Source organism: Nonomuraea sp. NPDC050783 (assembly GCF_040802095.1).
Taxonomy (GTDB): Bacteria; Actinomycetota; Actinomycetes; order Streptosporangiales; family Streptosporangiaceae; genus Nonomuraea.
Genome location: NZ_JBFAHK010000016.1, coordinates 125,729 through 148,188, shown reverse-complemented (window position 1 = coordinate 148,188; position 22,460 = coordinate 125,729). Strand labels below are relative to the sequence as shown.

Here is a 22,460-nt window from a genome sequence, read left to right as displayed (position 1 = left end):
GTTCATGCGCCGAGGGGGCGGCATGAGCAGGGCGTCCCGAGCGCACCAGCGCCTCGCGGTCCGCTATTTCGACGACCGCATCCTGCTCACAGACACCTGCGCATGGGCGTACTTCCGCCTTCCGACGGTCAGCTACGAGTTCGTCACGCCCGAGGAGCGCGAGGCGCTGGCCACCAACATCACGATCGCGCTGGCCGCGATCAGGATGCCCGACGCCGAGGTCCACCTGAGGGTGGCGCACCGCACGTACCCGGCGGCCGAATGGGCGATGGCGCTCAACGCCACCTCCGACGAGGGCCCCGGCTGGCGCGACTACCTGGAGGAGATGTACCGCCACGTCTGGGCGAAGGACTTCTGGACCAAGGAGGTCTACCTCGGCGTGCGGCTGGGCCCGCGCGGCAAGCAGCTCGGCAGCGGCGTGCTCTCCCAGCTCCTCGGCCTCTACCAGCGGACCGAGAAGACGCTCGGCATGGCGGACGACCACGTGCCCGACAGCGAGATCGGCCGCTGGACCGAGGCGGCCGAGCGGCTGGGCCGCGCGCTGGCCTCCAGTGCCCTGTACGCCAGGCACGCCACCTCCGTCGAGGTGGCGTGGCTGTTCCAGCACGCGGCGGCGGGCGCGGCGGGCGACGCGCCGCCGTCGGCGAGCCCGCGCAGGCGCTGGGGCAGGGGCGAGATCGAGTCGCTGGTCGAGGGCGAGATCCACAACGGCAGGAGCCTGCTGCGGATCGTGCAGCCGCAGGGCGACTCGTACGTGGCCCACCTGTCGTTCGCCCGCTTCCCCGACCTCATGCCGTTCCCGGACGGCGAGCCGTGGATGCACTTCGCCGACCAGCTCCCGTTCCCGGTGGAGATCTCCTCCAGGATGCGGCTGATCCCGCCGGTCAAGGCGTCCAAGGACGTGGCGCGCAAGCTGGCGCACGCCCGCGACATGGACCACCACATCCGCGAGGCCGGCGCGGAGGCGCCGCTGGCGCTGGCCGAGCAGATCGACGCGGCCCGCATGCTGGAGCACGGCATCACCAAGGAACGCCTGCCCTTCGTGTACGGCTGGCACCGCCTGATCGTCTCGGCCCCCACCGAGGACATCTGCGTGCAGCGGGTGGAGGCGGTGGTGGAGCACTACCGGGACATGGGCATCGACGTGGTCAACTCGACCGGCGACCAGTTCTCGCTGTTCTGCGAGGCGCTGCCGGGGGAGAAGATCCGGGTCAACGCCTACGCCCAGCGCCAGCCGCTGCGGACGATCGCGGGCGGCATGGCCACGGCCACGGTCGATCTCGGCGACCGGCTGGGGGAGGGCAGCGAGGGCTGGCTGGGGCCGTACATCGGCGAGACCGTCGGCAGGGCCCGCAGCATCGTGCACTTCGACCCGCTGGTGGCGGCCACCCGCAACCGGCCGACGGCCATCGCGATCACCGGCGAGCCGGGCGGCGGCAAGACCACGCTCGCGCTGCTGATGATCTACCAGATGGCGTTGCGCGGCGTGACGGTCGCGGTGATCGACCCGAAGGGCGACGCCGAGTCGCTGGTGCGGCTGCTGGACAAGCGCGGGCGCAAGGCCCGGGTCATCCCGCTCGGCTCGGCGGCGCCGGGCCTGCTGGACCCGTTCTCGTTCGGCGACGACATCGCGGCGAAGAAGACCATGGCGACCGAGACGCTGCGGCTGCTGCTGCCGCGCATGTCGGAGGAGCGCGAGTCGGCGATGATCCAGGCGGTCGCCGCGGTCTCCAACCAGCCGGACCCGTCGCTCGGCAAGGTCGTGGACCATCTGGAGCAGGCCGACGACCCGGCGTCGAAGAACCTGGGCGCGGTGCTGCGCTCGATGTCGGAGATGCACCTGGCCCGGCTCTGCTTCGACCCCTCCGGTGGCGAGCAGATCGACACCGAGGGCTGGACGACCGTGTTCACGCTGGGCGGCCTGACGCTGCCGGACGTGGCCACGACCAGGGAGGACTACTCCTACGAGCAGCGGCTCTCGGTGGCCCTGCTCTATCTGGTGTCCCAGTTCGCGCGCCGGCTGATGAACGGCCTCGACCGCCGCGCCCCCAAGGCCATCTTCCTGGACGAGGCGTGGGCCATCACCTCCACGCCCGAGGGCGCCAAGCTGGTGCCCGAGGTCAGCCGGATGGGCCGCTCCCGCAACACCGCGCTCGTGCTGGTCTCGCAGAACGCGGGAGACCTGCTGAACGAGCAGGTGACCAACTGCCTGTCGTCCGTCTTCGCGTTCCGGTCCACCGAACGGGTGGAGGTGGACCACGTCATGTCCCTGCTCGGGGTGGAGCCGTCGGAAGAGCACAAGGCCGTGCTGCGCTCGCTCGGCAACGGCGAATGCATTTTCCGCGATCTGGATGGCAGGGCAGGCCGCATCGGAGTAGACCTGATCTCCGAGGAACTTCTCCGTTGGCTCGACACGAACCCCACACACGACAAACCCGATCCCGACGGGCATGATGATCTTCAGGGGGGCGTGGTCAGGCCGCAGGAGGTACGGTCATGAAGATCCGGCTATCCCGACGACTCGCGCTGGCACTCGCGCTGGTCACCGGCTTTCTCGTGGTGCCGCTGGTCGTGGGCGGGCTGTCCGCGCCGGCCGCCGCGGCGCCCTGCGACCTGTCGGGCCCGCTCACGCCCGAGGTCGTGGGCGGCGGCACCGACGGGCTCATCCAGGCCCCGGCGCCGTCCGGGCCCGCGCAGGCCCCGGTCACCAACTACGCCCAGTTCGGCATGAGCGGCCAGTTCTGGCACACGCACGAGCTCGGCTGCGGCGACTACGTCGCGGTGCTGGGCAACATGTGGGCCAACGGCATCTTCACCGCCGCCAAGGCCATCGACCGGCTGACGATCACCACCTACCAGGCGGCGGCCACCGAAGGACCGCTCCAGGCCATCAAGGACGTGGTGGACGACATCGTCGTCAACCTGTCCAACGCCATGTACTGGCCCTACCTGCGGCCGATCGTCATCCTCGGCGCGATCTGGCTGGCCTGGTACGGCCTGATCCGCAAGCGCGCCACGACGACCGCCGAGGGCGTCATCTGGATGGTGCTCGCGGTCACCGTCGCGACCTGGTTCTTCAGCCGTCCCGGCGACTTCACCGGCCTGGGCAAGGTCGTCACCGACAAGACCGGCGAGGTCGTCAACTCGGCCTTCTCCGGCCTGCCGGGCGCGGGCGGGGCCTCCTGCCTGCCGCCGCCCGGCCAGACGAGCGCCGAGGTCAAGCCGGGCGGTTACGGCCAGGTCGGCACGCCGGGCGTCGACCAGAACGCCGACGCGCTGTGGTCCACGCTGGTCTGCAAGCCGTGGCTGGTGGGCCTGTTCGGCACCGCCGACCCGCAGCAGCCGATCGTGCGCGACTGGGGCCGCAAGGTCCTGGAGATGCAGTCGATCCCGCCCGCCGTGGCCGGGCAGGCGGCCCCCGACAGGGAGGCTCGCCAGCAGGAGTACGCGGCGCTGGCCGACAAGCTCAGGAACGACCCCCGCTACACGGTCTTCTCCGGCCGCGACTGGTCCAACCGGCTCGGCGTGGCGGTCGGCGCGTTCATCGCCGCCATCGTGGCGGGCCTGCTCATCTTCCTGGTGGCGGTCTCGCTGCTGGTGCTCAAGGTGGGCTTCCTGCTGCTGCTGATCCTGGGGCCGGTGTTCCTGCTCATCGGCGTGCACCCGGGCAGCGGCCGGATCATCGCCATGCGCTGGGTGGAGATGCTGATCGGCACGCTGCTGCGGCAGGCCGTGCTGACGCTGGTGCTCAGCGTGCTCGTGTACGGGTACGCGCTGATCATCTCCACCGCCATGCCGTGGGGCATGCAGGTGCTGTTCATGGCCCTGCTGACGATCGCGGTGTTCTTCTACCGGCGCCCGTTCCAGCACCTGTTCGCCTCGATCAACGGCCACACGGTCGCCACCCGCATGCTCGGCGACGCGGCCGGCTCGTCGGTGCTGGAGCGGTCGGCGGCCATGCTGCCGCCGGTCGCCTCGGCCCGGATCGGCCGCTGGGGGCTGCGCAAGGCCGAGCCCCTCATCCGCGCGGCCGGTGCGGCCAGTGGCGCGGGTGCGGGCGCGGCGGCGGTGGCGGCGAGCGCGGGGCAGGCGCGCGTACGTGCCGAGGAGGGCGACGGCGCCACGACGGGCACCCGGCTCCCGGCCACGGCCGCGCCGCTCGACACCGACGCCCAGGGCGGCAAGGCGGCCGCGCGGGCGCCGCTGGAGCCGCGCCGGGGCGCCGCGCCGCCGCTCAACCTGGGCGGCGCGGGCCGCTCGGGCGGCGGCGCCGGCGGGCCCCGGGTGGGCGGGCCGCGCGTGGGCGGCTCGGCCGGCGCGAGCGGGCTTTCCCGGGCGGCCGGTGCGGCGGCCTCGGGCGGCGGCTCGTCCGGCGGCTCGTCCGGCGGCGGGTCACGCGGCTCCGGCGGCTCCGGTGGGGGATCCGCCGGTGGGGCCGGTGGCGGCTGGTTCGGCGGCAGGTCGGGCGGTGGCTGGGCCTCGCGCGGCGGGTCCGGCGGGGGCTCCGGCGGTGCGTCGGGCGGCTCGTCGGGCGGCTCGTCGGGCGGCTCGTCGGGCGGCTCGCGCGGCGGCGGGCCGGCGCGCGGCTCCAGGTTCGGCGGTGCGGGGAGCACGCGGTCGCGCGGCTCCGGCGGCAGCCTGTTCGGCGGTGGCGGCGGGTCACGCGGCTCCGGCGGCTCGGGTGGCTCGGGTGGCGGCCTGTTCGGCGGCGGCTCGGGCAACGGGTCCCGGCCCGGTGGCGGCTCGCGCCCGTCCGGCGGCTCCGCGCGTTCCTCCGGCGGCGGCTCGCGGATCTTCGGCGGCTCCGACGAGCCGGCCTCGCGCGCCTCCGAGGCTCCGCCTCTGTGGCTGCGCGGCAACGGCCGGGGCGGCGGCGGCTCCGAGGAGACGTCCGTGCCGTTCTGGCTCAAGCCGAACAATCCCGACAAGGACTGAACAGGGACGGAACATGGCGCAGCCAGGTGACCGGCGGGGAGCCGCCTTCGCCGTCATCGTCGTGGTCATCGCCGCGGTCGGCATCTACCTCATGTGGGCGGACCGGGAGGACCCGCCCGAGCAGGCGGCGCAGGCCGCTCCGCCCACGCGCGTGGCCATCGTCACGCCGACGCCGCTGGCCACCGCGAGCGACGCCCCGTTCGACGTCTACAGCTACCTGCCGATGAAGAAGGAGCAGCTCGCCGCGGCGGCGGACCTGGCCGAGCGGTTCACCGCCGAGTACGGCACCTTCCGCTACGACGAGGACGCGGCGGCCTACGCGGCGCGGCTGAAGGCGTACACGACGCCCGAGCTGGGCGACCTGCTGACCCGCACGCTGACCTCGGCGGGCACCGTCGAGCAGAACCGCGACGACCAGATCGTCTCCACGGCCACCGCCCGGCTCAAGGAGATCAGGCAGGTCGAGAAGGGCTCCATCATCTTCGTCGTGACCGGCGAGCGGAAGGTCACCGCGAAGAGCGGCGACAAGCGGCTCGCCGAGGAGTACGCCGTCACCGTCAGCGAGCTCGGCAGCGACTGGCGCATCTTCGACATCATGCCTGCCGACCAGGGCCAGGACGGTGACACGGGGTGAACGTCTCGCGCGCGCGCCTCGCCCTCCTGCTCGGGCTGGCCGGGGCGCTCCTGCTGGTGCTGGTGATCGTCTCGCCGATGTTGCTGATGTCGATGCCCTCGTTCCTCAGCGACGGCCGCACCTCGATCGACTGCGACGACCAGGCGCAGGTCGAGGAGGTCTCCGACACGGCCGGCTCGGACATCCCCGCCGACTACCTGAAGCTCTACAAGGAGTTCGGCAAGGAGATCGGTGTCCAGTGGAACATCCTGGCGGCGGTCGGCAAGCGTGAGACCGACCACGGCCGCTCCACCCTGCCCGGCGTCCGGAGCGGCACCAACTCGGCCGGCGCGGCGGGGCCGATGCAGTTCCTGATCTCCACCTGGGGCGGCAAGGCCAGGATCACGATGTCCACGGCGTTCACCGGGTACGCCTCCGACGGCGACGGCGACGGCATCGGCGACGTCTACAACCCGGCCGACGCCATCCTGGGCGCGGCACGCATGCTCAAGCGCAACGGCGCGCCCGAGAACGTCCGGCAGGCGCTGTTCGTCTACAACCGCGCCTGGTGGTACGTGGACCAGGTCGAGGCGATCGCCAGGAAGTACGCCAAGTCCGGCGACGTGAAGGTGCCGCCGCAGGCCGAGCCGGAGTGCGACGAGCCGATGATCGAGGCCGCGCCCACCACGGTGGTGGCCAGGATCCTGCAGTACGCACTGGCGCAGCGCGGCAAGCCGTACCTGTGGGGCGGCACGGGGCCGGACGCCTTCGACTGCTCGGGGGTCATCTACGCCGCGTACCGGGCGGCTGGGTTGCAGATCCCGCGCACGACGTTCGGGCAGTGGCCGTTCGGCGTGCGTGTTTTAGAAGGACAGGAGCAGCCCGGTGACCTGGTGTTCTTCAACGCCGGGCCGGGCACCTCGGCGGACAGCCCCGGGCACGTCGGGCTGGTGGTCTCCAAGGGCAGGATGCTGGAGGCCCGGTGCACGCTGTGCGGGCCGATCAAGGTGACCAGCTACGCGGCGCGTACCAACAAGGTCGGCTTCACCCGTCCCCTGCAGAACCCCGACGTGCTCGAACAGCTCAAGAAACTGCAGAATCCCTCCCTATGAGGAACATGGGCAATCTCGGGAGCCGCGCCGCATGAGCGCGAACGTGATCGTGGTCGTGGCCGCGGTGATCGTCGACGGGGACGGCCGCGTGCTGGCGGCCCAGCGGGCCGAGCCCGCGGCGCTCGCCGGCGGCTGGGAGTTCCCCGGCGGCAAGGTCGATCCGGGGGAGAGCGAGGAGCAGGCGCTGGTCCGGGAGTGCCGCGAGGAGCTGGGCGTGGAGATCGCGGTGGGCGAGCGCGTGGGCGGGGACTGGCCGCTGTCCGAGGGGTACGTGCTGCGTGCCTGGCTGGCCACGATCGCCTCCGGCACGCCCGAGCCGCGCGAGCACCTGGCGTTGCGGTGGCTGGGGCCCGGCGAGTACTACGACGTCGAGTGGCTCGGGGCGGACCTGCCGATCATGAAGACCGTGGAAGGGGCCCTCCTGGCTGATTGAACCTTCCCTGTCTGTGACACAATGGTTACTAGGCGTGATTTGCGGGTGATCTGTCGCAGCGGGGGAGATAGGCGTGATGCGTCGGGGCTGGATGGTGGCCGGGCTGGTGATCCTGGCCGCGGTGCCCGCCGTGCCGGTGGCGGCGAGCGAGGTGTCGCTGGTGCTGGAGCGGCTGGGTGGGGCCGGTGACGGCGTGGGGCAGTGGCTGCGTACCGGGGACATGGAACGGTTCCGGGTGCGGGTCAACGGGATGGCCGGAGGCGGCGGCCGGGTGGCCGTGGCGGCCGGCCCTACGGCGGCGCTGTCGGCGGTGTCGTGCCAGGCGCCGGTCGAGGGGGCGGGCGCGCAACGGCTCGCCGGCCGCGCGCTGACCCTGGCGGGCGGCGGCCCGGTGGGCAGCGGGCCCGTGGGTGGCGGTCTGGTGGGTGGCGGCCTGATGGGCGGTGGCCTGGCGGGTGGCGGCCTGGCGGGCGGTGGCCTGGCGGGTGGCGGCCTGGTGGGTGGCGCTGAGCGGGGTGGCGCTGAGCGGAGCGGGGCAGTGGCGTTGCCTGGGGTAGCGGCGTTGCCTGGGGCGGTGGCGTTGCCCGGGGTGCGGGTGTGCCGGCTCGGGAAGACCGTGGCGGGGACGCGCTTCGTGGACGTGACGGTCACGGCGCCCAAGGAGGCCGGCCAGGTGGTGCTGGCGGCCGTCGCCAAGGTCCGTCCGGAGGCCGGCGGGGCCTCGGAGACGCTGGAGAAGACCGTCGCCACGCCGATCGGAGCGACTGGGCCCGCTGCGGCGTCCTCCGGGGACGGCACGGCCGGGAGCGGACCCAAAGCGGTGGACGGCGGTCGCCGGCACCTGTCGGGCGCGTCCGCGACCACGGGAGGCCGCACCACGGGCAGGCTCGACCGGCCGAGGGAAGCGGCGCCCCCGGACGACGCCACCGCCGCCCAGCCGAACCGGCCGGGCGCGGGACAGCCGGGCACTGCCGGACAGCCGGGCACTGCCGGACAGCCGGGCACTGCCGGACAGGTGGGTGCTGCCGGACATGCAGGCACTGCCGGGCAGGTGGGTGCTGCCGGGCAGCAGGGCACTGCTGGACAGGCGGGCACTGCCGGGCAGGCGAATGGTGCCGGGCAGGTGGGCAACGCCGGTGGGCGATCCGGCCGGAAGGGCCGGGAGGGTGTGGTGGCCGGCGAGGGCGAGCGGGCGCGTCGCGCGGGGGAGGCGGCCGGCGAGGCACGACCGCCCGTGACGCGAGCACTTCCGCAGCGCCCGCTCACCCCCCGGCCCGCACCCGCCGCCCAGGCGCCCGCCGCCCCAGGAGGACGCCCACGCATCGTGCCCCCCAGCACTTCGGAGGGGCGGACCCGGGCCGTGGTGCCCGGTGCCCCAAGTGGGCGGGTGCCGGCGGTGGTGCCTGGTGCTTCGGAGGGGCGGACCCGGGCCGTGGTGCCCGGCACCTCAGGTGGACGAGCGCCGGCGGCGGTCCCCGGCGCTTCCGAAGGACGGACGCGGGCCGTGGTGCCCGGTGCCCCAAGTGGGCGGGCCCCGGCGGGGGTGTCTGGTGTTTCAGAGGGGCGGACGCGGGCGGCGGTGCCCGGTGTTTCAGAGGGGCGGACGCGGGCCGTGGTGCCCGGTGCCCCAGGTGGGCGGGTGCCGGCGGTGGTGCCTGGTGTTTCGGAGGGGCGGACCCGGGCTGTGGGGCCGGGCGTCACGGGTGGGCGGGCGCGGGTCGTGGTGCCCGGTGCTGCGGAAGGACGTGCGGGGGGCGGGGTGCCCGGCCGGGTCGGTCAGGTCGCGCGGGAGGGGCGTGGCGGGGTGCTGCCGGGAGCGCCGGATGTGCGGGTGCGGCCGGTGCCCGGTGGGCGGCAGGTGCCCGAGGTGGTGCCGCCGGGGAAGGCGCCCGGGGTTTCGGGGCGGCCCGGCGCCGGGAGCGGGTCGTCGCCCCGGACGGTCGTGCCACCGGGGCGCAAGGTCCCGCACGCGGCCGCCGTCCCGCCTGCGGCAGGTCTCCCGTCCAGGGCTGGCCTCCCGCCTGCGGCCGGTCTTCCGCCCAGGGCCGCCGTCCCGCCTGCGGCTGGTCTTCCGCCCAGGGCTGGTTTCCCGCCCGGGGCCGGGCTTCTGCCCAGGGCTGTTCCGCCTGCGGCTGGTCTTCCGCCCAGGGGCGGCCTTCCGCCTGCGGCCGGCTTTCCGCCCAGGGCCGTTCCGCCTGGGGGTGGTCCTCTGCCCAGGGCCGTCCCGCCGGGGGCTCTCCCGCCCGGGGTTGCGGTCCCGCCGGGGGCGGGGGCGGCGCCTGGGGTTGCGGGCGGGGTGGTCGTGCCGCCCGCGGCCGTGGGTCAGGGGCCGCCGGTGGTGGCGAACGGGGTGCCGCTGCCGTTGGAGGTGCGGGTGCCGAGCGAGCGCCCGAGGCCGGTGGCCGCGGTCAATCCGTTGAAGGGATTTCCCGGCCACGTGCTCGTGACCACGGCTGTTACGCTGCTGCTGGGTGCCTTGTGGACCATTGTCACGGTGCAAAGGCGCCGGAAGCGTAAGATGGTGTTGTAAAACGGTCTTTACTGTTACTTTGACCCGACTAGTATTCCCTTGACCTTGGTTCCGGGACTGTGCGGGGGGCATCGGTGGCACGCACGCGAGCGACGGCCGTGTCCGCTATCGTCCTGGCGATCGGCCTGACCGGTGCCGGGGCGACGCCGTTCATCATGCAGAGCGCCAGCGCGTCGGTGGCGTTCGATCCGGTCGAGCCCTGCGACGCCGGCGACACGGCGTGCCAGAGCGAGAGCGACCCGCAGACCACGGTCACGGTGACCACCACCTTAGGCACGCCGACCCCCACCGAGGACCCGGAGACCACGATCACCAAGACGGTCACCGCGTCCCCGAAGAAGAAGACCCCCAGACCCACCCCGAAGAAGACCACCTCGGCCCCGCCGGCGACGCAGGCGCCCGCCCAGCCCACCCAGGCGCCGGCCCCGCCCACCACCCCGGCGGCCGAGCCGCCGCCGACGGCGGTCACCACCGCCTCCAGCACCCCGGAGGACTCGGTCCTGCTGCCGTCCGTCGCGCAGACCACCCCCACCTCCACGCCCAGCGAGACGCAGGTCGCCTCCTCCGAGGAGGTGCCGCTGGAGCTGCGTAACGCGGCGCCGGAGTTCGACCAGAGGACGCTGACGCAGAAGCTCAGCATCCCGGCGCTGGTGCTGGTCCTGCTGGCGCTCTTCGCGGTGCTGATCTTCGAGGGCCGGTTGCGCCGGATGGCCCACGCGGCCGCCGTGCGCAAGGCGGGCCCGCCGCCGGGCGCTCCCCCCGGCCCGCCCGGTGGCTATCCGCCCGGTGGTGGCTATCCGGCCGGTCCCGGGTACGCGACGACGGGCTTCGCCGCCCCCGGCTATCCGGGCGGCACGGCGTACGCGCCGATCATCAGCTTCGTGCCGGTGCAGACCTATCCGAGCGGCCCGGTCCAGTACGCCCCGGTCTACCAGGAGCCCGGCCACCCGTACCCGCCGCAGTCCTACGACGAGGAGCCGCTGCCCACGGCCCCGGCCGAGCCGCCGCCCGTGGTGCTGCACCCGGACGAGTTCGACTCCTACGACCAGGGGCCGCCCGCCGCGCCGAAGGAGTACCGCGACCCGTTCGAGCCGCTGGTCCCGCCCGCGCCGCCGCCGGCCGACATCCCGCCGGGCGGGGGCGCGCCGCTCGACGACGGCCACGAGCGCCCGCTCGCCCCGGCCGCCGCGGCCGAGCCCGGCGACTCCGAGCCGTGGGAGCACGCCCCCGGCTCGCTGTTCCAGCCGGCGCAGCGGCCCGCCGCGGGACACGAGCCGCCGCAGCAGCCCGCCGCGGGGCACGGGCCGCAGCGGCCCGCCGAGGGGTTCGGGCCGCCGCAGCGGCCCGCCGAGGGGTACGAGCCGCCGCCGTACGTGCCCGCCGACGGGGAGGCCACGGCGGTCCAGCCGCTCCCGCAGCCATCGCCACCGCCCGCGCAGGCGGCGCCGCAGAGCGGGCAGGAGCCGACCAGGGAGATGCCGGAGGAGAAGCGCAGGCGCTTCCTCCGCCGTTCCAAGGACTAGGAGCAGGGAAGCAAGCGAAGGGGCCGGGATGGACGTCCATCCCGGCCCCGCTCGTCTCCCGGCTTACGACGACTTGGCGCGCCGGAAGATCTTGTTGCCCAGCCACACCAGCGGGTCGTACTTCCGGTCCACCACGCGCTCCTTCATCGGGATCAGCGCGTTGTCAGTGATCTTGATGTGCTCGGGGCAGACCTCGGTGCAGCACTTGGTGATGTTGCAGTAGCCGAGCCCGTGCTCGGACTGCGCCGCCTCCTGCCGGTCGGCCACGTCGTACGGGTGCATGTCCAGCTCGGCGATCCGCATGAGGAAGCGCGGCCCGGAGAAGTTGGCCTTGTTCTCCTCGTGGTCACGGATCACGTGGCAGACGTTGTTGCACATGAAGCACTCGATGCACTTGCGGAACTCCTGGGACCGCTCGACGTCGACCTGCTTCATCCGGTACTCGCCGGGCCGCACGTCGGCGGGCGGCGTGAAGGAGGGGACCTCCCTGGCCTTCTGGTAGTTGAAGGACACGTCGGTGACGAGGTCCTTGATGACGGGGAACGTCCGCATCGGCGTGACCGTGATGGTCTCGTCCTCGGCGAAGGTGGACATCCGGGTCATGCAGCCGAGCCGCGGCTTGCCGTTGATCTCCATGCTGCACGAGCCGCACTTGCCGGCCTTGCAGTTCCACCGCACCGCGAGGTCCGGCGCCTGGGTGGCCTGGAGCCGGTGGATGATGTCGAGGACGACCTCGCCCTCGTTGACCTCCACGGTGAAGTCCTCAAGCTTGCCCTCGCCGCCCTCACCGCGCCAGACCTTGAACTTTGCCTTGTAGCTCATGACTTCTTCGCTATCCCGTCGAACTCGGCCATCTCTTCGTCGGTGAGGTACTTCTTCAGCTCGTCCCGGTCGAACAGCGTGATCAGGTCGTCCCGCATGGACGGCTGGACCTTCTCGGTGACCTGCACGGAGGAGCCGTCCTCGCTGGAGCAGACGAGCAGCTTGCGCCGCCACCGCGGGTCCATGCCGGGGAAGTCGTCGCGGGTGTGCCCGCCGCGGCTCTCCTCGCGCAGCAGCGCGGCGCGGGCCACGCACTCCGACACCAGCACCATGTTGCGCAGGTCGAGCGCGAGGTGCCAGCCGGGGTTGTAGACGCGGGAGCCGCCCGCGCCCACCATGCGCACGCGCTCCTTGAGCTTCTCCACGGTCTGCAGCGCCTCGGCGACCTCCTCGGCCTTGCGGATGATGCCGACCAGCTCGTTCATCGTCCGCTGCAGCTCGTGGTGGACCTCGTAGGGGTTCTCGCCGCTGCGGCCCAGGGGCGCCAGCGCCTCCTCGCGGGCGGCCTCCACGGACTCCGGCGCGACCTGGGGGCGGGCCGCGAGCCCGTCCACGTACGCCGCCGCGCCCGCGCCCGCCCGCCGGCCGAACACCAGCAGGTCGGACAGCGAGTTGCCGCCCAGCCGGTTGGAGCCGTGCATGCCGCCGGACACCTCGCCCGCCGCGAACAGGCCGGGCACGTCGGCCGCGCCGGTGTCGGCGTCCACCTCGACGCCGCCCATGATGTAGTGGCAGGTCGGGCCCACCTGCATGGGCTCGGCGGTGATGTCGACGTCGGCCAGCTCCTTGAACTGGTGGTGCATCGACGGCAGCCGCCTCCTGATCTCCTCGGCGGGCAGCCGGGTGGAGACGTCGAGGAACACGCCGCCCTGCGGCGATCCGCGGCCGGCCTTGACCTCGGCGTTGATCGCGCGGGCCACCTCGTCACGGGGCAGCAGCTCGGGCGGGCGCCGGTTGTTGGCCTGGTCGGTGTACCAGCGGTCGGCCTCCTCCTCGCTGGTGGCGTACTTGTCCTTGAACACGTCGGGGATGTAGTCGAACATGAAGCGCTTGCCCTCGGAGTTGCGCAGCACGCCGCCGTCGCCCCGGACGGACTCGGTGACGAGGATGCCGCGCACGGACGGCGGCCAGACCATCCCGGTGGGGTGGAACTGGATGAACTCCATGTTGATCAGCTTCGCGCCGGCCAGGAGGGCCAGGGCGTGGCCGTCGCCGGTGTACTCCCAGGAGTTGGAGGTGACGACGTACGACTTGCCGATGCCGCCGGTGGCGAGGACCACGGCCGGGGCGTCGAGGAGCACGAAGTTGCCGCTCTCGCGCCAGTAGCCGAACGCGCCGGAGATGCGCTCGCCGTCCTTGAGCAGCCGGGTGACCGTGCACTCGGCGAAGACCTTGATGTACGCCTCGTAGTCGCCGTGGTTGTCGTAGTCCTCCTGCTGGAGCGCCACCACGCGCTGCTGGAGGGTGCGGATCATCTCCAGGCCGGTACGGTCGCCCACGTGTGCGAGCCGTGGGTACTCGTGCCCGCCGAAGTTGCGCTGGCTGATCCTGCCGTCCTTGGTGCGGTCGAACAGCGCGCCCCAGGCCTCCAGCTCCCAGACCCGGTCCGGCGCCTCCTTGGCGTGCAGCTCGGCCATGCGCCAGTTGTTGAGGAACTTGCCGCCCCGCATGGTGTCGCGGAAGTGCACCATCCAGTTGTCGTCGGAGTTGACGTTGCCCATCGCGGCGGCGGCGCCGCCCTCGGCCATGACGGTGTGCGCCTTGCCGAAGAGCGACTTGCAGACGATCGCCGTCCTCTTGCCCTGCTGCCGGGCCTCGATGGCGGCGCGCAGGCCCGCTCCGCCGGCGCCGATGACGACGACGTCGTATTCGTGACGTTCGATTTCCACGTGGTTGATCCTTTTAGGCGAACGGGAAGGCGAGGATGCCCTTGGCGACCATGCGGACGTAGAAGTCGGCGATCATGACCGAGAACATCGAGGCCCAGGCGAGCTGCTGGTGCTTGGCGTTGAGCTTGGAGACGAACGTCCAGGCCCGGTAGCGCAGCGGATGACGGGAGAAGTGGTTCAGCCTGCCCGCGGTGATGTGCCGGCACGAGTGGCACGACAGCGTGTAGGTGTTGATGAGGATCGCGTTGGCGATCAGCACCCACGAGCCCAGGCCCAGGGGCTTGTGGACGACCGCCAGGACGGCGTCGTAGGCCAGGATGAGGCCGATCACGATGGCGGCGTAGAAGAAGTAGCGGTGGATGTTCTGCAGGATCAGCGGGAAGCGCCGCTCGCCGGTGTACTTGCCGTGCGGCTCCTGCACCGCGCAGGCCGGCGGCGACAGCCAGAACGAGCGGTAGTACGACTTTCGGTAGTAGTAGCAGGTGAACCGGAACCCGCCGGGCAGGCCCAGGATCAGCAGGCCGGGCGGCAGGGTGTACCAGTCGCCGATCGGCGCCCACCCGAACAGCCGCGCGCCCTCCTCGCAGGAGGTCGACAGGCAGGGTGAGGAGAACGGGGCTATGTAGGGATCGACGAAGTAGCTGTTGTCGATGATCGCCCATACCCCGTAGACGAGGAACGAGCTGAGCCCGAGGAATGTCAGCAGCGGGGCCAGCCACCATCTGTCCGTGCGCAGGGTGCGCACCTTGACTTGCGCACGCTGCCTTCTGACCGGAGCTTCGGGCGTCGTCTGGGTCATCGCGGACCTCTCCACCTCCCGCGGACCCCGTCGCGCAGGGGATCCGTGGTTCGTTCGCTGGGCGCGCGTACGGGCGGTACTCGCTCAAGCGCGCATTGGTGGGGGATACGTTACGACGGTCGCCGCGAAATTTGTGAGCGGGGTCACTCACTTTTTCGTTGACCGGCTGTGATTCCTGTCACGTAGCCCGTCAGGGTCGCTTCCCGTGCGCGGGCAACTTAACCACCGTCACGAAGAAATCATCTATTTGGCGGACAACTCGGATGAATTGCTCGAAATCCACCGGCTTGGTGACGTACGCGTTGGCGTGCAGCCGGTAGCTGTGCAGGATGTCCTCCTCCGCCCGCGACGTGGTCAGGATCACCACCGGGATCGCGCGCAGCGCGGCGTCCGCCTTGACCTCGCTCAGCACCTCCATGCCGCTCATCCGCGGCAGGTTGAGGTCGAGCAGGACGAGGTCGGGGCGCGGCACGCCGGCGTAGCCCCCCTCGCGCCGCAGGAACGCCATCGCCTGCTCGCCGTCGTTGACCACGTGCAGCCGGTTGCTCACCTTGTTGAGGTCGAACGCCTCACGGGTGAGCAGGATGTCGCCCTGGTCGTCCTCGACCAGCAGCACCTCGATCGGGCGCCCCTCATCCATCGCCGTCCTCCGCAGGGGGGAGCGTCCAGCGGAACGTGGCGCCCTGGCCGGGTCCGGAGTCGTCCAGCCAGAGCCGGCCGCCGTGGTAGTCGACGATCTTGCGGCACAGCGCGAGCCCGATGCCCGTCCCCGGGTACACGTCGCGGGCGTGCAGCCGCTGGAAGATCAGGAAGATGCGGTCGGCGTACTTGGGCTCGACGCCGATGCCGTTGTCGGAGCAGCTGAACTCCCACGGCCCGCCCTCGCGGCGCACCGCCCCGATGTGCACCCGGGGCGGCTCCTCGGAGCGGAACTTCAGCGCGTTCTCGACGAGGTTCTGGAAGAGCTGGGTGAGCTGGGTGCGGTTGGCGGTGACGGCGGGCAGCTCGTCCCGGGTGATCGTGGCCCCGGTCTCCTCGATGGCGGCCGACAGGTTGTCCAGGGCCCGGTCGAGGGCGGCGCCGGAGTCCACCACGGCCGTCTCGCCGTTGACCCGGCCGACCCTGGAGAAGTCCAGCAGGTCGTTGATCAGGAGTTGCATGCGTTTCGCGCCGTCCACCGCGTAGTGGATGTACTTCAAGGCCCGCTCGTCGAGCTGCGGGCCGTAGCGCTGCTCCAGCATCTGGGTGAAGCTGGCCACCTTGCGCAGCGGCTCCTGGAGGTCGTGGCTGGCCACGTACGCGAACTGCTCCAGCTCGCTGTTGGAGCGGCGCAGCTCCTCGGCCTGGTCGCTGGCCACCCGCCAGGCCGAGAGGATGCGGCGGCGCATGGAGTCGACGTGGCTGGACAGCTCCGCCAGCTCGGCCGGCCGGTCCACGTGCAGGCTGTGGTCGAAGTCGCCGCCCGCCACCGCGCGGACCTGCTCGGCGAGCTGGTCGATGGGCTTCAGCACGGCGTAGCGCACGATGAACGCCAGGCCCAGGCCGCAGGCCAGCAGCACCGCGAACAGCACGACCAGCGCCGCGTTGAGCCGGGCGAGGTGGTCGGCCACGTCGGGGCGCGGGTTGAGCTCCCGGGTCTGGTCGATCATCACCATGATGACCGTGGCGCCGCCCCCGAAGGCCGCCGCCGCCACCGCGCCGGTGAACAGGAACCAGCGGGCCAGCGGCAGCCGGCCGAGCCCGGTCGGCTCCGGGGCCGGCGGCAGCGGGTGGATGCTCATGCCCTCCTCCAGCTCGGGTCTCACCCCGGCTCGCGGTGCCCGCCGCGAGCTCATGAGGCTCATGCCGGCCTCCTGCTGATGACGAGCACGGCCAGGTCGTCGCTGAGCGTGCCCGCGTGCCGGATCAGCCGGTCGAGGTCGACCGCGCCGTGCTCGCGTACCAGGCCGACCAGGCCGTCCACGCCCAGCAGCTCGTCGCGGTCGCCCACGGCGGACTCGATGAGCCCGTCGGTGTAGAGCATGATCGACCACTTGTCGCCCAGCGGGACGTCCAGCACCGACCACTCGGCGTCGGGGAAGATGCCGAGCGGCGGCCCGGAGGGCGTGCCCTCCACCACCTCGACGGCGCCGTCGCGCACCAGCACCGGCGGCGGGTGCCCGACCACCCGCATCCGCGCGTGCCGCAGGTCGGGGGCGATCGTCGCCATGCACAGGGTGGTGAAGATCTCCGGCGCCTTGCGCTCGGCCCGCAGCAGCGTGTCGAGCGTGTGCAGCAGCATGTCGTCGGTCCGGCCGGCCAGCACCAGCGTGCGCCAGGCGATGCGCAGCGCCACGCCCAGCGCGGCCTCGTCCGGGCCGTGCCCGCACACGTCGCCCACCACGACGTGGATCGCGCCGTCCGGCGTCTGCACCGCGTCCAGGAAGTCGCCGGCCAGGGTGCTGCCGCTGCCCGGCAGGTAGCGCATGATGTGCTCGACCGCGTCGGTGCGCAGCAGCGGGCTGGGCAGCAGGCCGCGCTGGGTCCTGGCGTTCTCCCTGGCGATCAGCTCCGCCTGCACCAGCCTGAGCTGGGTCTGGTCGGCGCGCTTGCGCTCCATCGCGTAGCGGATGGCCCGGGTCAGCAGGGGCGCGTCGATGTCCTGCTTGACCAGGTAGTCCTGGGCGCCCGACTGGACGGCGGCGACCCCCACGTGCGCGTCGCGCAGCCCGGTGAGCACCAGCACGGCGGTGTGCGGCGCCATCGCCAGGACCTCCTCCAGGGCCTCCAGGCGGGTGGCGTCGGGCAACGACAGATCGACGAGCACGCACTGGATCTCGGGGGTCAGCTTGGCCCTGGCCTCCTGGAGACTGCGTGCCCGGTAGATCGTGGGCGGCGCCACGGCCTCCGACAGGAGCTCCTCGACGAGGAAGGCGTCGCCATCGTCGTCCTCCACCAGGAGCAGCGTCAGCGTTTCGGAGAGATGTGCTGTCACCTACCGCCTCACCGCACGAACGGGATCGTTGGTGCTCATTCTGCGATGAGTTCCACCCCTTGCGGAAGCGTGCCCTCCAGCCCGGCCTCCACCACGAAGGACAGCAGGGTCCCGCGGAACGCCTGGGCGGCCGTGGTGGGCTCGACGTCCTTGCGGTGGGCCAGCGCGATCGTCCGGCTGAGCCCCGGGGGAGCGAGCGGCGTGCCCGCCAGGCCCGGCCGGCCGTCCAGCACCATGGACGGCACCACGGCCACCCCCAGCCCCGCCTCCACGAAGCGCAGCACCGCGTCCATCTCGCCGCCCTGCACCGCGAGGCGCGGCTCGAAGCCCGCCTGCCGGCAGGCGGCCAGCGTGGCCTCGCGCAGGTCGTAGCCGCGCCGGAACATCACCATCTGCTGCCCGCGCAGCTCCCCGATCTCCATGTACGGCCGCCGCGGCGGCTCGTGCGAGGGCGAGACGACCACGAGGTTCTCCCGCAGGATCTCCTCGGTCACCAGGGCCGGGTCGTCGCTCTGCAACGGCATGATGATCAGCGACAGGTCGAGCTGCCCGCGCGCCAGCGCCCGCACCAGGTCGCGCGAGCCGCCCTCCTCGACCAGCAGCTCGATGCCCGGATAGGCCCGGTGGAAGCGGGCCAGGGCGTCGGCCAGCAGCCCCGCGCACAACGACGGCGTGGCGCCGAGCCGCACCCGCCCCCGGCGCAGCCCCGCGAGCTGGGCCACCTCCTGCCGCGCGGTGTCGGCGTCGGCCAGCATGCGGCGGGCGAGCGGCAGCAGCGCCTCCCCGGCGGGGGTCAGCGTGACGTTGCCCCGGGCGCGGGAGAACAGCGGGGCGCCGAGGTCGTTCTCCAGCGCCTTGATCTGCTTGCTGAGGGAGGGCTGGGCGACCCGCATGCGCTCGGCGGCCTGGGTGAAGTGTCTGGTCTCGGCGACGGCCACGAAATAGGCGAGTTGTTGCAGCTGCATGTGATTTTCCTCGCACCCGCCGGGCCCGCGGCCGGGGAAAGACCGCTCGTACCAGCATCATAGCTTACGGCTATCGAAACCAGATCCTTGATGACTTGGACGGATCGTTCCTGCGTACATACGGTTCGAAAATGTGACTGCCACGATTGAGCGCGGCGCCGCCACCGCGCCAGTTCCCGCTCCCCCCAGCACTCCGAAGCGCAAGCGTTCCGGCGGGTTCCTCGGCTCGTCGAACGGCAAGAAGGTCGTCATGGCCGTCACGGGTGCCGTGATGGTGGCGTTCCTCGTCCTGCACATGCTGGGGAACCTCAAGATCTTCCTCGGCAGGGACTCCTTCAACGACTACGCCGACGCGCTGCGCACGCTCTTCGAGCCGCTGCTGCCGTACCGGACGGTGCTGACGATCCTGGAGATCGGGCTCGTCGTCTCGGTCGTCGCGCACATGTGGGCGGCGATCTCGCTGGCCCGCCGCGCCGGCAAGGCCCGCCCGGTCAAGTACGTCGCCAAGAAGTCGCAGGCCGGCGGCTACGCCACGCACATCATGCGGTACGGCGGCCTGACCATCGCGCTCTTCGTCGTCTGGCACCTGCTCGACCTGACCTTCGGCGTCGTCAACCCCAAGGGCTTCGACTCCGCCCCGGCCGACCGCATGATCGCCGGGTTCGACCCGTCGCGCTGGTGGGTCACGCTCATCTACCTCGTGGCCGTCGTCATGGTCGGCCTGCACCTGCGGCACGGCATCTGGAGCGCCGTCCAGACGCTCGGCTGGGCCAACCGCGACCGCTACAAGGTGCTCAAGGGGACCGCCGCCCTGGTCTCCGTCGTCCTGGTGATCGGCTTCCTGGCCCCGCCCCTCGCGATCACGTTCGGAGTTGTGAAGTGAAGTACACCGAAGGCTCGGAGATCCGGGACACCAAGGCACCTGCCGGGCCCATCGAGGAGCGGTGGGAGAAGCGCAAGTTCTCCGCCCGCCTGGTCAACCCGGCCAACAAGCGCAAGCTCAACGTGATCGTGGTCGGCACCGGCCTGGCCGGCGGCTCGGCCGCCGCGACGCTGGGCGAGCTGGGCTACAACGTCAAGTCCTTCTGCTACCAGGACTCGCCGCGCCGCGCCCACTCCATCGCCGCCCAGGGCGGCATCAACGCCGCCAAGAACTACCGCGGCGACGGCGACTCGATCTACCGGCTCTTCTACGACACGGTCAAGGGCGGCGACTTCCGCGCCCGCGAGTCCAACGTCTACCGCCTCGCCCAGGTCTCGGTGAACATCATCGACCAGGCGGTGGCGCAGGGCGTGCCGTTCGCCCGCGAGTACGGCGGCCTGCTCGACACCCGCTCCTTCGGCGGCGCCCAGGTCTCGCGCACCTTCTACGCCCGCGGCCAGACGGGGCAGCAGTTGCTGCTGGGCGCGTACCAGGCGCTGGAGCGGCAGGTCGCGGCCGGCACCGTCACCATGCACACCCGGCACGAGATGCTCGACCTGATCGTCTCCGACGGGCGGGCGCGCGGCGTCATCGTGCGCGACATGGTGACCGGCGAGATCGAGCGGCACCTGGCCGACGCCGTGGTGCTCGCGACCGGCGGCTACGGCAACGTGTTCTACCTGTCCACCAACGCCAAGGGCTGCAACACCACCGCCATCTGGCGGGCGCACGAGCGGGGCGCGTACTTCGCCAATCCCTGCTACACGCAGATCCACCCCACCTGCATCCCGGTCTCCGGCGACCACCAGTCGAAGCTGACCCTGATGTCGGAGTCGCTGCGCAACGACGGCCGCGTGTGGGTGCCGCTGCGCAAGAACGACCAGCGCGCCCCCGGCGACATCCCCGAGGACGAGCGCGACTACTACCTGGAGCGCATCTACCCGGCCTTCGGCAACCTGGTGCCCCGCGACATCGCCTCCCGGGCCGCCAAGAACGTCTGCGACGAGGGCCGCGGCGTCGGCCCCGGCGGCCTCGGCGTCTACCTGGACTTCCGGGACGCCATCAACCGCCTCGGCCGCGACGCGGTCGAGAAGAAGTACGGCAACCTCTTCGAGATGTACGAGCGCATCACCGGCGAGAACCCGTACGAGGTGCCGATGCGCATCTACCCCGCCGTGCACTACACGATGGGCGGCCTGTGGGTGGACTACGACCTGCAGTCCACGATCCCCGGCCTGTTCGTCATCGGCGAGGCCAACTTCTCCGACCACGGCGCGAACCGCCTCGGCGCCTCCGCCCTCATGCAGGGCCTGGCCGACGGCTACTTCGTGCTGCCGACGACCATCGGCGACTACCTGGCCGACGGCCCGTTCGGCGAGGTGGACGAGGCGGCCGTCGCCGAGGCCGAGATCAAGGTCCGTTCGAAGATCGACCGCCTGCTGTCGGTGAACGGCACCCGCACCCCCGACTCCTTCCACCGCGAGCTGGGCAAGCTCATGTGGGACTACTGCGGCATGGAGCGCACCGAGGAGTCGCTGCGCAAGGCCCTCGACCGCATCCCCGAGCTGCGTAAGGAGTTCTGGGAGAACGTCAAGGTCAGCGGCACCGCCGAGGAGCTGAACCAGGTGCTGGAGCGGGCCGGCCGGGTGGCCGACTTCTTCGACCTGGCCGAGCTGATGTGCCTGGACGCCCTGATCCGCACCGAGTCCTGCGGCGGCCACTTCCGCGCCGAGTCCCAGGACGCCGACGGCGAGGCCCTGCGCGACGACGAGAACTTCGCGCACGTCTCGGCCTGGGAGCACACCCCCGACGGCCCGGTGCTGCACAAGGAACCGCTCGAGTACGAGTACGTCAAGATGACCCAGCGGAGCTACAAGTGAACCTGACCCTCAAGGTCTGGCGTCAGAGCGGTCCCCAGGACAAGGGACGCATGGTGACGTACCGGGTGGAGGACATCTCCCCGGACATGTCCTTCCTGGAGATGCTCGACGTCCTCAACGAGCGCCTGATCCTGGAAGGCGACGACCCGATCGCCTTCGACCACGACTGCCGCGAGGGCATCTGCGGCATGTGCGGCATGGTCATCAACGGCGTCGCCCACGGCGAGCAGCGCGCCACCACCACGTGCCAGCTGCACATGCGCCACTTCGAGGACGGCGCCGAGATCACCATCGAGCCGTGGCGGGCGGCCCCGTTCCCGGTCATCAAGGACCTGGTCGTGGACCGCAGCGCCTTCGACCGCATCATCCAGGCCGGCGGCTTCATCTCGGTCCCGGCCGGCTCGGCGCCGGACGCGCACAGCGTCCCGGTGCGCAAGGAGGACGCCGACGCGGCCTTCGACGCCGCCACCTGCATCGCCTGCGGCGCCTGCGTCGCGGCCTGCCCGAACGGCTCGGCCTCCCTCTTCACCGCCGCCAAGATCACCCACCTGAGCCTGCTGCCCCAGGGCCAGCCGGAGCGGCTGAGCCGCGCCAAGGCGATGGTGGACCAGATGGACGCCGAGGGCTTCGGCGGCTGCACCAACACCGGCGAGTGCACCGCGGTCTGCCCGAAGGGCATCCCGTTCGAGACGATCGCCCGCATGAACGCCGACTACCTGAAGGCGAACAAGAAGTAGGACCCCAACGGCGACGGCCGCGGCCCCACCGGAGGTCGCGGCCGTCGCCGTTCCCTCTGGGCGGCTCTCGCCCAGTTCGTCCGTCATCCGGATCCGCGGCTGCGGCTCGGTGTGGTATCCGGACGGCGGCGGGTGGGCAAGAGCTTCCTCTTGCGGGCCCTGGCTGGGAGTCCCTGCTGCGCACCGCCATCGAGCTGACCGCGCGCGGGAACGGCGTGCTGGTGATCGACGAGCTGCCGTACTGGATGGCGCACTCGCCGGAGCTGCCCGGCCTGCTCCAACTGCTCTACGACCTGTCCCAGTCCGGCGAGGACGTGCCGGGTGGG

17 protein-coding genes are annotated in these 22,460 nt (G+C 71.9%); 9 read left to right on the top strand and 8 right to left on the bottom strand.

Translation table 11 applies throughout. The features are described 5' to 3' along the window. The first annotated feature begins 22 nt into the window (after window positions 1–22). Genes AB0H75_RS34590 through AB0H75_RS34570 form a run of 5 tightly spaced genes read left to right on the top strand, consistent with a single transcriptional unit; the run spans window position 23 to window position 7,093 of the window. Window positions 23–2,500 carry an ATP-binding protein gene (locus AB0H75_RS34590; RefSeq protein WP_367803806.1) on the top strand — a complete coding sequence of 826 codons (2,478 nt, stop codon included), beginning with the start codon at window positions 23–25 and terminating at the stop codon, window positions 2,498–2,500. Next, the gene (locus tag AB0H75_RS34585) at window positions 2,497–4,935 is read left to right on the top strand and encodes a type IV secretion system protein (protein ID WP_367803804.1); all 2,439 of its coding nucleotides are present in this window, start codon (window positions 2,497–2,499) and stop codon (window positions 4,933–4,935) included. Before AB0H75_RS34590 ends, AB0H75_RS34585 begins: the two co-directional genes overlap by 4 nt. A 13-nt stretch (window positions 4,936–4,948) precedes the next feature. Next, entirely contained in the window at window positions 4,949–5,569 is a 621-nt protein-coding gene (locus tag AB0H75_RS34580) for a hypothetical protein (RefSeq protein WP_367803802.1), read from the top strand. Continuing rightward, a complete protein-coding gene (locus AB0H75_RS34575) occupies window positions 5,566–6,660 on the top strand; it encodes an NlpC/P60 family protein (protein ID WP_367803800.1) in 1,095 nt (364 codons plus the stop codon). The genes AB0H75_RS34580 and AB0H75_RS34575 overlap by 4 nt, the downstream gene beginning before the upstream one ends. A 31-nt stretch (window positions 6,661–6,691) precedes the next feature. Then, window positions 6,692–7,093 (top strand): (deoxy)nucleoside triphosphate pyrophosphohydrolase, encoded by a 402-nt coding sequence (locus AB0H75_RS34570; protein WP_367803798.1) that lies wholly within the window; start codon window positions 6,692–6,694, stop codon window positions 7,091–7,093. 2,322 nt (window positions 7,094–9,415) lie between these two features. Here AB0H75_RS34570 and AB0H75_RS34565 read toward each other — a convergent pair. Beyond that, complete coding sequence (locus AB0H75_RS34565) at window positions 9,416–9,544, bottom strand: hypothetical protein (protein ID WP_367803796.1); 129 nt, start codon at window positions 9,542–9,544, stop codon at window positions 9,416–9,418. Window positions 9,545–9,721: 177 nt separating this feature from the next. Between AB0H75_RS34565 and AB0H75_RS34560 the strand changes: the two genes are divergently transcribed. Next, a complete protein-coding gene (locus AB0H75_RS34560) occupies window positions 9,722–11,146 on the top strand; it encodes a hypothetical protein (protein WP_367803794.1) in 1,425 nt (474 codons plus the stop codon). A gap of 63 nt (window positions 11,147–11,209) precedes the next feature. Here the strand turns inward: AB0H75_RS34560 and AB0H75_RS34555 are convergent, their stop codons facing one another. The 7 genes from AB0H75_RS34555 to AB0H75_RS34525 form a co-directional block, all read right to left on the bottom strand. Next, the gene (locus AB0H75_RS34555; protein ID WP_367803792.1) at window positions 11,210–11,968 is read right to left on the bottom strand and encodes a succinate dehydrogenase/fumarate reductase iron-sulfur subunit; all 759 of its coding nucleotides are present in this window, start codon (window positions 11,966–11,968) and stop codon (window positions 11,210–11,212) included. Further along, window positions 11,965–13,857 carry a fumarate reductase/succinate dehydrogenase flavoprotein subunit gene (locus AB0H75_RS34550; protein WP_367803790.1) on the bottom strand — a complete coding sequence of 631 codons (1,893 nt, stop codon included), beginning with the start codon at window positions 13,855–13,857 and terminating at the stop codon, window positions 11,965–11,967. The genes AB0H75_RS34555 and AB0H75_RS34550 overlap by 4 nt, the downstream gene beginning before the upstream one ends. Window positions 13,858–13,870: 13 nt before the next feature. Further along, window positions 13,871–14,656, bottom strand: a complete 786-nt coding sequence (locus AB0H75_RS34545; protein WP_367803788.1) for a hypothetical protein — start codon at window positions 14,654–14,656, stop codon at window positions 13,871–13,873. Between the two features lie 190 nt (window positions 14,657–14,846). Continuing rightward, window positions 14,847–15,296, bottom strand: coding sequence for a response regulator (locus tag AB0H75_RS34540; RefSeq protein ID WP_367803786.1), 450 nt, complete (start codon window positions 15,294–15,296; stop codon window positions 14,847–14,849). Continuing rightward, window positions 15,289–16,500 carry an ATP-binding protein gene (locus tag AB0H75_RS34535; protein WP_367803784.1) on the bottom strand — a complete coding sequence of 404 codons (1,212 nt, stop codon included), beginning with the start codon at window positions 16,498–16,500 and terminating at the stop codon, window positions 15,289–15,291. The genes AB0H75_RS34540 and AB0H75_RS34535 overlap by 8 nt, the downstream gene beginning before the upstream one ends. Next, window positions 16,497–17,630: a PP2C family protein-serine/threonine phosphatase gene (locus AB0H75_RS34530; protein WP_367803782.1), complete on the bottom strand. Its 1,134-nt coding sequence runs from the start codon at window positions 17,628–17,630 to the stop codon at window positions 16,497–16,499. Before AB0H75_RS34530 ends, AB0H75_RS34535 begins: the two co-directional genes overlap by 4 nt. A 35-nt stretch (window positions 17,631–17,665) precedes the next feature. After that, a complete protein-coding gene (locus tag AB0H75_RS34525; protein WP_367803780.1) occupies window positions 17,666–18,595 on the bottom strand; it encodes a LysR family transcriptional regulator in 930 nt (309 codons plus the stop codon). 133 nt (window positions 18,596–18,728) lie between these two features. On the opposite strand from AB0H75_RS34525, the gene AB0H75_RS34520 reads away from it, so the two are divergent. Genes AB0H75_RS34520 through AB0H75_RS34510 form a run of 3 tightly spaced genes read left to right on the top strand, consistent with a single transcriptional unit; the run spans window position 18,729 to window position 22,134 of the window. Then, a complete protein-coding gene (locus tag AB0H75_RS34520) occupies window positions 18,729–19,478 on the top strand; it encodes a succinate dehydrogenase cytochrome b subunit (RefSeq protein ID WP_367803778.1) in 750 nt (249 codons plus the stop codon). Beyond that, window positions 19,475–21,397, top strand: a complete 1,923-nt coding sequence (locus AB0H75_RS34515; protein ID WP_367803776.1) for a fumarate reductase/succinate dehydrogenase flavoprotein subunit — start codon at window positions 19,475–19,477, stop codon at window positions 21,395–21,397. Before AB0H75_RS34520 ends, AB0H75_RS34515 begins: the two co-directional genes overlap by 4 nt. Further along, window positions 21,394–22,134, top strand: a complete 741-nt coding sequence (locus tag AB0H75_RS34510; RefSeq protein WP_367803774.1) for a succinate dehydrogenase/fumarate reductase iron-sulfur subunit — start codon at window positions 21,394–21,396, stop codon at window positions 22,132–22,134. The genes AB0H75_RS34515 and AB0H75_RS34510 overlap by 4 nt, the downstream gene beginning before the upstream one ends. Window positions 22,135–22,460: the final 326 nt, after the last annotated feature.

Coding starts and splice junctions, on each gene's coding strand:
- AB0H75_RS34590 (WP_367803806.1), top strand. CDS start 23: ATGAGCAGGGCGTCCCGAGCGCACCAGCGCCTCGCGGTCCGCTATTTC.
- AB0H75_RS34585 (WP_367803804.1), top strand. CDS start 2,497: ATGAAGATCCGGCTATCCCGACGACTCGCGCTGGCACTCGCGCTGGTC.
- AB0H75_RS34580 (WP_367803802.1), top strand. CDS start 4,949: ATGGCGCAGCCAGGTGACCGGCGGGGAGCCGCCTTCGCCGTCATCGTC.
- AB0H75_RS34570 (WP_367803798.1), top strand. CDS start 6,692: ATGAGCGCGAACGTGATCGTGGTCGTGGCCGCGGTGATCGTCGACGGG.
- AB0H75_RS34555 (WP_367803792.1), bottom strand. CDS start 11,968: ATGAGCTACAAGGCAAAGTTCAAGGTCTGGCGCGGTGAGGGCGGCGAG.
- AB0H75_RS34545 (WP_367803788.1), bottom strand. CDS start 14,656: ATGACCCAGACGACGCCCGAAGCTCCGGTCAGAAGGCAGCGTGCGCAA.
- AB0H75_RS34540 (WP_367803786.1), bottom strand. CDS start 15,296: ATGGATGAGGGGCGCCCGATCGAGGTGCTGCTGGTCGAGGACGACCAG.
- AB0H75_RS34535 (WP_367803784.1), bottom strand. CDS start 16,500: ATGAGCCTCATGAGCTCGCGGCGGGCACCGCGAGCCGGGGTGAGACCC.
- AB0H75_RS34525 (WP_367803780.1), bottom strand. CDS start 18,595: ATGCAGCTGCAACAACTCGCCTATTTCGTGGCCGTCGCCGAGACCAGA.